The organism is Amycolatopsis echigonensis, from assembly GCF_014174495.1.
GTDB lineage: Bacteria > Actinomycetota > Actinomycetes > Mycobacteriales > Pseudonocardiaceae > Amycolatopsis > Amycolatopsis echigonensis.
Genome location: NZ_JACJHR010000061.1, coordinates 44,600 through 55,689, shown reverse-complemented (window position 1 = coordinate 55,689; position 11,090 = coordinate 44,600). Strand labels below are relative to the sequence as shown.

Here is an 11,090-nt window from a genome sequence, read left to right as displayed (position 1 = left end):
CCCGCTCCCACTGCGTGCCCGTACTCGGTCACTTTGATCGAGACGAACACGGCCGCACAACCGATGGCGCCGGCCGAGGCGCGTGACGCGACCGCCGCGGCTCCGGCCGCGTAGGCCCGGACAGCGGCGACCACGAGCAACGAGCTCAGGAGCAGGACCAGGGTGTTCACCGCCCCCAGCGGCACCAGCAGCCGGCGCGCCGAGTCGCCGAAGAGAGCGCGGTCGTGACCGGCCTCCCAGGTGAACACCACGAAGAAGGCAGCGAAGAGCGTCAGATCTCCGAAGATGAAGATCCAGAGCCCGTACTCCCCGGGCGGCCGATCCACGGGTTGGCGCCGAGGCCTTCGCGTGGCCGCACGAAACGGCTCCGGCTGCAGGAAGTCCGGAAGCTCGTCGTCGACGCGACTCACCTCCGTCACGAGGGAACCGGTTCCGAAGCTTCGCCGGACGGTACCTCCGCGCGCAGGACCGCCCGGCGAAGCACGAGGCCCATCACGACCAGCCACACCGCGTAGGCGGTCAGGGCGAGCCAGAAGACGAAGATGCCCTGCCACGCGAATGGCCCGCTGTAGAAGAAGTACGCGAGCACGTCGGGGACGAACAGGAACGCGACCCAGAAGTTCAGGTAGCCGACCCACCGCGGCAGGACAGGCTCCGGGTTGCGATCGCGGAGCACGGCCAGGCCGATCGCGATGTTCTGGATCATGAACGGCGCGATCGGAGTGATGAACAAGAGCCACGCGAGGTCGTTGAGCATCAGGGTGAGGTCCGGCGCACGGTCCGGACGGAAGGCGCAGACCGCCATCATCAGCAGGGGAATGAGCAGCAGGACGCCGGTCGCGGCGCCCGTGACGAGCTGAAGGAAGGTCAGCAGCGGGGTCCGGCCCTCCATCCGCACCATGTGCACCCCGATGAGCGCGATCAGCGGGAAGACCAAACCGACCGCGAGCGCGGACAGGATGAGCCCGAAGAGGACCTTGCTCGACGAGTCGCCGTAGAAGTTGGCTATCTCCGTCGCGCTTTGATGTGCCGCGGGCGGCATCGGCAGCACCCCGGCGATCAACCAGCCCGTCAGAGCGAGAACCACCGTGGCGGGCCCACTCCAGGCGCACAGCAGCTTGATCTTCGTGTTCATGGCACGCTCCCGACGTGTCCGGCGAACGGACCCGGCCACATCACGACAGCCGGTCCGCGTCGACCGATTTTAATCTCGACTAGATTATTGAGCGTCGAGCGATCCCGCAAGGGGGAAGCTCCAACCCGTCAGGAGCCCGACGATGTGCCCTCGATTCGCCGGGCTCGACCAGGCACGCCTCGGCCACCTTCTATGTTAGGTTAAATTTCACGCTCGGACACTGGGGTGCGGGCGCTCACCGGCGGATCGGAGAGTGCAGATCACCCACGGCATGGGCGAGCACGCGTTGCGCTATGCCGAAGTTGCCGAACGCTTCACCGCCGAAGGCGTGGTCGTCTACGCGCAGGATCACCGTGGCCACGGTGCGAGTGCGTCGTCGCCCCAGGAGTTCGGGGTGCTCGGAACGGACGGCTGGCCCGCCTTGGTCGCCGACATCGGAGTCCTCGGCAGCTATGCTCGCCGGGAGCATCCCGGCCTGCCTCTCACCCTCCTCGCACACAGCCTCGGCTCGTTCGCGACCCAGCAGTACCTCGTCGACCACAGCGCCGACGTGGATGCCGTCATCCTCACGGGAACCGCGGCCGTCGACCTGCTGGCGGCCGCGTTACCCGCGGACGCCCCGCTCGAGCCCGGCATGTTCAACGCGCCGTTCCAGCCGGCGCGGACCGACTTCGACTGGCTCTCCCGGGACGACTCGGCTGTCGACGCGTACATCGCCGACCCGCGATGTGGCTTCAGCCTGGATCCCGATGGCATCAAGGCGGTGTTCGAAGGCGCCGCACTGGCGGCCACGCGAACGGACGAGGTCCGTGCCGACCTGCCGCTCTACATCGCGGTCGGCGACCAAGACCCGGTGAACGGCGGTCTCGCCCTCCTCCACCCGCTCGAGCAGCGCTACCGCGAAGCCGGCCTCAAGGACGTCACCGTGGTCGCCTACCCCGGTGCCCGGCACGAGATCCTCAACGAAACCAACCGTGCCGAGGTCATGGCCGCCATGACCGACTGGTGCCGCGCACACGGCCTCATCGGCAACGGCTGAGATCAAAGTCCACAAAGGAGCTTCAATGGCGAAGTTCGTTCTCGCGACACTGTTCACTGCCCTCGTTTCCGCGCTGATCACGGTCCCGGCGTCGGCCGCCTCCGGCCCCGTCCTGCAAGAACCCACCAGCTCCCTCAGCCAGGCGCTGAGCTGTTCCGCCGATGTCAGCTCTCCGGCCAAGACGCCGGTGATCCTGGTGCACGGCACGTTCACCACGCCTGAGGAAACGTGGAGGTGGGGCTATCAGCGCGCGCTGCGGACGGCGGGCTATCCGGTGTGCACCGTCCAGCTGCCCCATCGCGCCGAGATCGACATGCAGGTGAGCGTCGAGTACGTCGTGCACGCGATCCGGTCGGTGTACAGCTCTGCGGAACGCAAGGTCTCAGTCATCGGGCACAGCCAGGGCGGGGGCCTCATCCCGTGGGCGTTGCGGTTCTGGCCCGACTTGGCGGCCGAAGTGGACGACGCCATCGCACTGTCCGGCCCGCAGGACGGCACTCGGCTGGCGAACGGCGTCTGCGTGCCCGGCAGGTGCCCGGACGTCGCCCACCAGCTGAGCGCGGGTTCGAAGTGGATGCGAGCCCTCGTCCGCGAACCGCTCGACGGCGTGGCCTTCACGTCGATCGGCTCCTATTCGGACGAAGTGGTGTTCCCCGCCCCGACCGCGACCCGCTTCCCCGGCGCGACCGACATCTTCGTCCAGGACGTCTGCCCGGACCGGCTGGTCGGACACCTCGGCATGCTCTCCGACGCGGTCGCGTACGCCCTCGTGGCCGACGCCTTGACCCACGCTGGACCGGCCATGCCCGCGCGCGTCGCCGCGTCGACCTGCTTCGCCACGGACCTACCCGGACTGGACCAGGCCGGCCGCGCGCGGCTGCTGAACACGGCGGTTGCGGCAGCAGGCGCCTTCTACTCCCTTCCGTGCACTCCGTCGGAGCCACCGCTGCGGGACTACGCCCTCGCCGGCTGACCGGCTGCCGACGAGGACGACGTGCATGACATGCCCGTCTCCTTAATCTAATTAATGTTAAAGTCGTTGCGTACGGGCGACAACTAGACGAGGACAGGCGAATGGCCGCGAATCCCATCGACCAGGCGGACGATTGGACCACCCCCGGAGCGCATGCCGTCGGACCCGGGATCCACCGCATTCCGCTGCCGCTCCCGATCAACGGGCTGTCCGCCGTCAATGCTTACCTGCTCGAAGGGCACGACGGCCTGGTACTGGTCGACCCGGGCTGGGTGAGCGCCGCAAACGAACGAGCTGTCGCCGCCGCGCTGTCCGAACTCGGCCACCGGCTCGACGACGTGAAGATCTGCCTCGCGACGCACCACCACTGGGATCACTACACCCAGGCCTTCGCGTGGCGTGAGACTCTGCGCCTCAAGCTCTTCATCGGCGAGAACGAACGCTTCAGCATCAACGGCTTCGACGGGACCAGCAGGTTCCCGAAGCACCCGGCGCTGCTGGCTCGCTGCGGGGCCGAGGAGCTGGCGGAGCGCCTCCGAACGGACGAAATGCCCGAATACGAGGTCGCGACACCGTACGGCCCGCCGGACGGCTGGCTCGAGGACGGCGACCGCATCCCCCTGCGTCAAGGCGAGCTCGAAGCCGTCGCGACCCCTGGCCACACCCGGGGACACGTCGTCTACGCGCACGCCGACGCCGGCGTGCTGATCGCCGGCGACCACGTGCTCCCGACGATCACGCCTTCCCTGGGCTTCGAGATCGCACCCGAGGCCACTCCCCTCCGCTCGTTCATCTCCTCGTTGAAGCTGCTGCTGAGCAGGCCGGACATGATCCTGCTGCCCGCGCACGGTCCCGTCGGCGCGAGCACCCACGCCCGCGTGCACGAGATCCTCGACCACCACCGCGAGCGGCTCGACGAGGTGAACGGCCTGCTGGTGGCGGGCGCCACCAACGCGTACGAGGTCGCCCAGCGCCTGCCGTGGACACGGCACCGCCGGCGGCTCGACAACCTCCAGCTGGACCACCAGATGTCGGCCGTCATGGAGATCGAGGCCCACCTCGACGTGCTGGCCCACCTCGGCCGCGTCACCGTGGACGAAACGCCCGCCACCCGCCGCTACCGGGCTGCTTGACCAGGTTGGCGGCCTGCGGCCGTTAGGATCGACTCGTGGCTAGAAAACCGGCAAACACGACGAGCAGCGCGGGCGGCAAGTCGGCGCGCACGCGCCAGCGCATCCTCGACGCGGCCGCGCACGTGCTCAGCCGGAAAGGGTTCGCCGGTACCCGGCTGACCGACGTCGCCGAGGTCGCCGAGCTGCAGGCGCCGGCGATCTACTACCACTTCCCGTCCCGCGAGGAGCTCATCGAGGAGGTCATGTGGTCGGGCATCGCGAACATGACCGACCACGTGCAGCAGCAGCTCGACGCGCTCCCGCCGGAAACGGGTCCGCTCGATCGGATCGAGGTTGCCGTGGAGTCCCACCTGCGGTACCAGCTCGAGACCTCGGACTACACGACCGCGGCGATCCGCAACGCCGGCCAGCTCCCGGACAACATGCGAGCCCGGTACGAAGCCGAGGCCAATCGCTACGGTGACGTCTGGCGACGGCTCTTCGACGCCGCCAAGCGCGAAGGCGCCCTCCGCCCCGACCTCGACGCACGGGCGGCGCGCATGCTCGTACTCGGGGCGCTCAACTGGGCCGCCGAGTGGTGGAACCCTCGCCGCGGCACCCTCGACCAAGTGATCCGCACAGCGAAGTCGCTTGTGCGTGCGGGCTTGGCCGTCCCCGAGGCCGTCGAAGCCGAGCCCATGCGGAAGCCGCAGCGTTCACGAGCGCGCAAGCCGGCCAAAACGGCTTCGAACCGCTGACAGGCCAATCGAACCCTGCTGGTCGCGACGAGCAGGAAGCCTGCTTCACGGACCTTGTCGTTTGCGGTCTACAACCGGCGCACCTAGTACACCGCCACGACGGTCACCGCCGGTGCCGAGCACCCCGCCGCCGGCCCGCGCTGCCTGGCCGGCCTGCCATCATGCGAAGCATGAGCGTCGCGATCAGAGCACCGCGCCGCCCTGCTGCGTCGAGGGCTCCTGCTGGAGTACCTCACGCTGGACTGGAACGTCGTCGGCATCGCGGTGCTGGCCGTCACCGCCATTACCGCGCGCTCGGTGGCGTTGGCCGGGTTCGGCGTGGACTCGCTGATCGAGATCGGCGCGTCGATCGTGGTCGTCTGGGAGCTGTCCGGCTCCGGCACCCTACGCCGGGATCGCGCGCTGCGCCTGATCGGCATCGCCTTCGGACTGCTCGCGGTCTACCTCGCCGTCCAATCCTCCCTTGCGCTGGCGACCGGCTTCCGGCCCGGTCACAGCCTGGGCGGCGTGGTCTGGACGGGCCTGACCGCCGTCGCGATGTTCGCGCTGGCCGCCGGCAAAGCCCGCACCGGCACCGGTTACAGCAGCACCGGCGGGCGAGGTCATGCCGGTCGGCGCGCCGCGGGAAGGCATCGTCGCCGACGGCGTCACCCATCGCGTCGCGGTCGGCGTGCGCGACCCGGACCGGCTCGCGTTGCTCGACACCGCCACGGGCCGCGTCGCCACGACGGTGCCGTTGCCCGGCGGCAAGCGTGGCACTGCTCGCCGCCGCATCAGGCCGCCCACATCCCGGCCGGAAGCCCTTCGGCACCCGTGGAGGGTCCGGATCCACACCCGTCGCACCCACGACGACCGCTCCGGCCCGCCGGCGACGGCTTCGATCGTCCCACTCCGGCGGGCCGTCGCACCTGACGATCGCGTTCAACGCCCCTTGACTGTCAGGCCGGGCCGACGAACACGGCCTTGTCGGACCCGAAGTCCGGCTGAAGAGCGATCTGCAACTCGCCCTTCGCCTTGCCGACCGAGTAAGCCTGTTCGTACGTGTAGGTCTTGCCCGGCATCACCGTGGCGGCATCGAGTCCACCACCACCGCAGCTACCGTTGCTGTCGAAGATCGGTTCGGCTTTCGCACCGGAGAATTGCACGTCGTTCCCGAATGACAGCCCGGCGGCCTCGTACGGCTTGTCGGTGCCGTTGACGATCGTGAACTTGACTTTGACGGCACGCTCGACATTCGGCGGCGACGCATAGGACGACGGCTTGCACGCCACCGGCGCCGCGAGTTCGATGGCCAGCCCCGACTTCCACGTATAGCGCTGTCCCCAGGTGGGCGCGGGCTTCTGCTCGGCCGGCGCTGCCGCGCTGGGTGCACCGGCCGAGGCCGGGCTGACACTGCCGGTGTTGGCATTCGGCATGCTGCAGCCGGCGAGGAGGACGCTCCCGGCGACAGCGACGATCATTCTCATTCGCATGAAATTCCCCTTGGATCATGGTGCGTGTGCGAGGTCGCCGATCGGGCGATCGCTGTTACACCGAGAGCCTCGCCGTGACCTGATCGTGTCGATTTGTTACGAAACACCCGAGGCACCCGAGGGTGCGGTCCGATGCGCCCGGCACCGCGCTGGGCGGCTCGAGCACATCGCCCCGAGCCGGCCCCAGCTCTGCCGCGCGTCGTGCAGGTGGCCCAGCTGAGGCCGGGCAGGGGCCCTGCCTTCGTGCCCCCGCTGGGCCCAACACCGCACTGTCCCGTTCCCGGTAAGCGAGCACCAGGGCGGCGGCCGCCGGGTTGCGACGCCGTCCTTCGCCCGTCACCGACCGGTCGGCGTCCGCCTCCTCCGGGGAGACAACGTCGGCGCCGTGGTTCACTCGGCAGGCAGCAGTGGCGACTCGCTCCGCGACGCCGTTCGTGGCCGGCCGGACAGGTTTGATCCGTTGGTCTCGCGCAAGGCGAACGTGCACAGCAGCGAGAGCACGGCGGTGCCGACCATGTACCACGCCACCGCCATGACGCCGCCGGTGCGGTCCAGTAGCCAGGTGGCGATGATCGGCGCGAGCGCGCTGCTGGCCAACGTGCCGAGGGTGTAGCCGAACGAGATGCCCGAATACCGGATCTTCGTCTCGAAGGCCTCTGCGAAGAACGCGGCGAGTGGACCGAACGCGGCGGAGAAACCGGTGCAGATCAACAGATAACCGGCTGTGGCGAGCAGGAACGAACCGGTGCCGAGCAGCCAGAACCAGGGAAACGCCAGCACACCCATCGCCACCGTCCCCGCGGCGAAGACCGGCTTGCGGCCGATGCGGTCGGAAAGGGCGCCGAAGAGCGGCAGGGTGACGAAGGTGAGTGCCATCGCCGCCAGCACGATCCACAGCATCGAGTTTCGGCTGAAACCGATCTGCTGGGCACCGTAGCTCAGGCCGAACACCGTGGTCAGATAGAACGTGACCCCGATCGAGAGGTAGGCACCGCCGGTCAGCAGGACCTGTTTCGGATACTGCCGGACCACGACGGCGATCGGCAGCTTGACCACGTTCTCCTTGCCCTTCAGACGGTCGAAGCTGGGGCTTTCACCGAGCTTCAGCCGCACGACGAGTCCGGCGAGGACGAACACGCCGCCGATGAGGAACGGCACGCGCCAGCCCCAGGACAGGAAGCTCTCGGGCGACATCGCACCGAAGGCGAGGAACACCGCGTTGCCGAGCATGAGGCCTGCCGGCACACCCATCTGCACCCAGCTCCCGTAGTAGCCGCGGCGGTGGGACGGCGCGTGCTCGACCGTCATCAGCACCGCGCCACCGTATTCACCGCCGAGCGAGAGGCCCTGGACGAACCGCAGCGTGACGAGGGTGATCGGGGCGGCCACCCCGATCGTCCCGTAGCTGGGCAACACGCCGACGGCGAAGGTCGTGGTCCCCATGATGCTCAGGGTCAGCACCAGCATGGACTTGCGGCCGATCCGGTCGCCGAAGTGTCCGAACAGGACTCCGCCGATCGGCCGCGCGACGAATGCCGCGGAGAACGTCGCGAACGACAACAACGTGCCGACCACGGCGTCGAACTGGGGGAAGAAAAGTTTGTTGAAGACGAGTCCGGCCGCGGTGCCGTAGATGAAGAAGTCGTACCATTCCACGGTCGTGCCGACGGCGCTGGCGAATCCTGCTTTTCCGCTGCGCGAGATCAGGGACATCGGTGTTCCTTTTCAACGGAGGGTTTCCGAAAGCCTCTTCGCGGCGGGCACCACGTGGTACCTCCACCTGGAGAGGTCAAAAGGCGCCGGGAAAAGTCGCGCAGGTCGTCAGCTCCGCGGCGGGTGCGGGGCCGGGATGGATCCAGAGGCCCGTCTGCCGGAACCACGTCCGCGCGGCGTCGGCGTCCGGCTGCGCGCCGGTGGCGAGCACGCGGCGCAACGACGAGTTCCGCAGACCACCCACTCCCGCTGCCGCGAGCTCCACATAGGACGTTCCGGGGGCGGACATCGTGGTTACCGGAAACCGTGCCACCAGGCCGCGTACCCGCGTCGGGTCACCACCGGCTTCGTCGACCAGGATCGCCGCCCCCGCCGACCACGGCTCGATCAAGCCGAGCAGGACGCCGGCGGCCGTGTGCCGTGGGGTGAGACTCCAGTGCAGGTCGTCGTGGCTCCGATCCAGCCACGCCAGGCCGAGTCCGTCCGCCAGCCGTCCCAGATCGGCGTGGCTGTAACTCTCGTCGCCGGTCAGCAGGACCGGGCCGTCCGCGGCTTCCGGTTCGTGGTCCGGCTCCGTCAGGAACATCATGGCCCGGTAGTTCATCGCTTCGGCGTGCGGCAGGCCGCCGACACAGAGCACGTGCCGCACCACGCCCGCCCGCCGGAGCGCCAGCGCGGGTTCGAGGCGTGCCTCGTCGACCACCACCACAGCCGCTCCGGCGGATCGCAACCGGTCGCCGTCCAGCTCGCCGCACGGCATCGGCGCGAACGGAACCCCGGCCCGCATCGTCCCGGCGGCGACCTCCCACCATTCGGGCACCGGCGGCAGCAGTACCGCGACCGACTCCCCCGTCGCGAGTCCGAGGTCGTCCAGCAGGCCGGCGAACCGCGCGGCGCGGCCGGCGAAATGGGAATAAGGGAGCAGGCGATGGCGCCCGGCCCGATCCACCCAGACCATCGCCGGCCTGCCTCCGTGTTTTCCCCAGTAGTCCAGGAACGCACTCATGACGAAACACCTCACCGAATTCGTGACAGCACGGCGACTCGTGGAAATCGCCGGGAAAGCGGAACCGGCTGAACGGGGAAAGCGAACCGGCTAGAGCAGCCTGAGCTCGTGCGCCTTGGCGATGGCCTCGACCCGGTTCCGCGCGTTCAGTTTCTGCATCGCGGTCTGCAGGTAGGTCTTCACGGTGTTCCGGGCGAGCGCGAGCCGCTCGGCGATCTCCGGGTTGCTGTGTCCCATCGCGGCGAGCCGCAGCACCTCGTACTCGCGCCTGGTGAGGCCGACCCGGAACAGCAGTTCCGGGGTCGCGGAGGCGTGCCGGCCGGCCAGCCGGGGATCGACGACCCGGACCCCGCGGGCCACCCGCCGCACCGCCGTGGCGAAGTCGCCGCCGGTGATGTCCTTGACCAGGCAGCCGTCCGCGCCCGCCTCGATCAGCACGTCGATCGCGCCGTGGTCGGCGAACGCGGTGAACAGCAGGATCTTCACGCGCGGTGCGACCCGCCGCAGCCGGGTGACCAGCTCGGGCGCCGGCATGTCCGGCAGGCGCAGGTCCAGCAGGATCACGTCGGCGGCGACCTCCTGCGCGACCTTGATCGCCTCGTGCCCCGTGCTCGCGCCGCCCACCACGGTGATCGCCAGGTCCTCGGCGGCGAGCAGTTCGACGCCGCCGCGGATCACCGGGTGGTCGTCCACCACGAGCACCCGGATGTCGGTGTGCTCACCCATCGCCGGTGCTCTCGGCCTCGCAGGGCACCCAGGCCCGCACGGTCGTGCCGCCGTCTTCGTTGCCGACGACCGACACGCCGCCGCCCACCCGCTCCATCCGGCGCTCGGACAGCGGCAGGCCGAGGTGGCCCGCCTTGGCCAGGTCCCCGGTGGCCCAGCCGTGCCCGTCGTCGGCGACCACGACGGTGAGCCGCCCGCCCGCGACCACGACGCTCACGACCACGGTGGAAGCCTGGGCGTGCTTCTCGACGTTGACCAGCGCCTCGCGCACGACGCTGGTCAGCGCCTCCGTACGCCCCGGCGCCAGCTCCGGGATCTCCGCGAGCGCCACGAACGAGGCCGGCAGGCCGGTCCGCTCCTCGAAGGCTTCGCAGTCCTCCTGGATGGCCACCGCGAGCCGGCGCTCCGGGGGCTGTTCGTTGAGGCGGGCCAGCGAGTTGCGCAGCAGCGCGCTCACCGACGTGACCTGCCGTTCCACCTCGTCGAGCCGGTCCCGGATCCGGTCGAGGTCGTCCATCGACCGCAGGCTGCGGAGCTCGGCGCCGATGCGGAAGAGCACCGGGCTGACCGAGTCGTGCAGGTCGGCCGCCATCCGCCCCCGCTCGGCGTCCAGCGCGACTCCCGTCTGCAGCTTCGCCCGCTCGGAGCTGACCAGGGTCACCGAAGCGACGGCCGCCACCTCTTCCACCCGCGCGATGACCCGGTCGCCGAAGGACGCCTCGTCGCGGATGCCGACGTACACGGCACCGAGCACTTCCCCGCCGTAGATCATGGGGACGGCCAGCATGGCGCCGAGCCCCTCCCGCGCGACCAGCTCGTCGAAGTCGTGGGTGATCGTGTCCGACGTGCGGTAGTCGCGCACCCAGACCGGCCGTCGCTCGGCGATGCTCTTACCGCCCAGCCCGACGCCCTCGGGCACGACGAGCCGGTGCAGGGCCGTGCTCATCGTGCCCTGCCAGCTCCGGTGCACCAGCCGGCGCCCCGGCTCGAGCCGGCCGACCAGGGACATGTCGAACTCGCCCAGCTCCCGGATGCGGCGGGCCACCGACTTCATCGCGAGTGAGCCGTCCGACAGGACGAGCAACTCGGAATGCCGCGAAGCGAGCTGCTCCAGCAGAGCTTCCACCGGGGTTTCCGGCACATCCGTCATTGCGAC

The 11,090-nt window shown here is 69.4% G+C and carries 12 protein-coding genes; 4 read left to right on the top strand and 8 right to left on the bottom strand.

The window, feature by feature from the left end:
* Positions 1-419 (bottom strand): cytochrome c oxidase subunit 3 family protein (locus H5411_RS32650; protein ID WP_220817792.1); only part of this gene is annotated, 419 nt, incomplete at its 3' end.
* On the bottom strand, positions 416-1,135 hold the full coding sequence (locus H5411_RS32645; protein ID WP_208637459.1) for a hypothetical protein: 720 nt from the start codon (positions 1,133-1,135) through the stop codon (positions 416-418). The genes H5411_RS32645 and H5411_RS32650, both read right to left, overlap by 4 nt.
* 253 nt (positions 1,136-1,388) lie before the next feature.
* Between H5411_RS32645 and H5411_RS32640 the strand changes: the two genes are divergently transcribed.
* The 4 genes from H5411_RS32640 (at position 1,389) to H5411_RS32625 (ending at position 5,017) form a co-directional block, all read left to right on the top strand.
* Positions 1,389-2,174, top strand: a complete 786-nt coding sequence (locus H5411_RS32640) for an alpha/beta fold hydrolase (RefSeq protein ID WP_208637458.1) — start codon at positions 1,389-1,391, stop codon at positions 2,172-2,174.
* 25 nt (positions 2,175-2,199) lie between these two features.
* Positions 2,200-3,147, top strand: coding sequence for an esterase/lipase family protein (locus tag H5411_RS32635; RefSeq protein WP_101438474.1), 948 nt, complete (start codon positions 2,200-2,202; stop codon positions 3,145-3,147).
* Positions 3,148-3,248: 101 nt separating this feature from the next.
* Positions 3,249-4,280: an MBL fold metallo-hydrolase gene (locus H5411_RS32630; protein WP_101438473.1), complete on the top strand. Its 1,032-nt coding sequence runs from the start codon at positions 3,249-3,251 to the stop codon at positions 4,278-4,280.
* A gap of 35 nt (positions 4,281-4,315) precedes the next feature.
* Positions 4,316-5,017: a TetR/AcrR family transcriptional regulator gene (locus H5411_RS32625; protein WP_183126019.1), complete on the top strand. Its 702-nt coding sequence runs from the start codon at positions 4,316-4,318 to the stop codon at positions 5,015-5,017.
* Positions 5,018-5,401: 384 nt separating this feature from the next.
* Here the strand turns inward: H5411_RS32625 and H5411_RS32620 are convergent, their stop codons facing one another.
* The 6 genes from H5411_RS32620 to H5411_RS32595 all read right to left on the bottom strand — a co-directional run bounded on the left by H5411_RS32620 (position 5,402) and on the right by H5411_RS32595 (position 11,084).
* Positions 5,402-5,767, bottom strand: coding sequence for a hypothetical protein (locus H5411_RS32620; RefSeq protein WP_183126018.1), 366 nt, complete (start codon positions 5,765-5,767; stop codon positions 5,402-5,404).
* A 188-nt stretch (positions 5,768-5,955) separates the two neighbouring features.
* Positions 5,956-6,477: a hypothetical protein gene (locus H5411_RS32615; protein WP_101438472.1), complete on the bottom strand. Its 522-nt coding sequence runs from the start codon at positions 6,475-6,477 to the stop codon at positions 5,956-5,958.
* Positions 6,478-6,879: 402 nt separating this feature from the next.
* Entirely contained in the window at positions 6,880-8,202 is a 1,323-nt protein-coding gene (locus tag H5411_RS32610) for an MFS transporter (RefSeq protein ID WP_101438471.1), read from the bottom strand.
* A gap of 76 nt (positions 8,203-8,278) precedes the next feature.
* Positions 8,279-9,208 (bottom strand): AMP-binding protein, encoded by a 930-nt coding sequence (locus H5411_RS32605; protein ID WP_101438470.1) that lies wholly within the window; start codon positions 9,206-9,208, stop codon positions 8,279-8,281.
* Positions 9,209-9,298: 90 nt separating this feature from the next.
* On the bottom strand, positions 9,299-9,934 hold the full coding sequence (locus H5411_RS32600) for a response regulator transcription factor (RefSeq protein WP_101438469.1): 636 nt from the start codon (positions 9,932-9,934) through the stop codon (positions 9,299-9,301).
* The gene (locus H5411_RS32595; protein WP_101438468.1) at positions 9,927-11,084 is read right to left on the bottom strand and encodes a GAF domain-containing sensor histidine kinase; all 1,158 of its coding nucleotides are present in this window, start codon (positions 11,082-11,084) and stop codon (positions 9,927-9,929) included. The genes H5411_RS32600 and H5411_RS32595 overlap by 8 nt, the downstream gene beginning before the upstream one ends.
* Positions 11,085-11,090: the final 6 nt, after the last annotated feature.

Coding starts and splice junctions, on each gene's coding strand:
- H5411_RS32645 (WP_208637459.1), bottom strand. CDS start 1,135: ATGAACACGAAGATCAAGCTGCTGTGCGCCTGGAGTGGGCCCGCCACG.
- H5411_RS32635 (WP_101438474.1), top strand. CDS start 2,200: ATGGCGAAGTTCGTTCTCGCGACACTGTTCACTGCCCTCGTTTCCGCG.
- H5411_RS32630 (WP_101438473.1), top strand. CDS start 3,249: ATGGCCGCGAATCCCATCGACCAGGCGGACGATTGGACCACCCCCGGA.
- H5411_RS32615 (WP_101438472.1), bottom strand. CDS start 6,477: ATGATCGTCGCTGTCGCCGGGAGCGTCCTCCTCGCCGGCTGCAGCATG.
- H5411_RS32610 (WP_101438471.1), bottom strand. CDS start 8,202: ATGTCCCTGATCTCGCGCAGCGGAAAAGCAGGATTCGCCAGCGCCGTC.
- H5411_RS32605 (WP_101438470.1), bottom strand. CDS start 9,208: ATGAGTGCGTTCCTGGACTACTGGGGAAAACACGGAGGCAGGCCGGCG.
- H5411_RS32600 (WP_101438469.1), bottom strand. CDS start 9,934: ATGGGTGAGCACACCGACATCCGGGTGCTCGTGGTGGACGACCACCCG.
- H5411_RS32595 (WP_101438468.1), bottom strand. CDS start 11,084: ATGACGGATGTGCCGGAAACCCCGGTGGAAGCTCTGCTGGAGCAGCTC.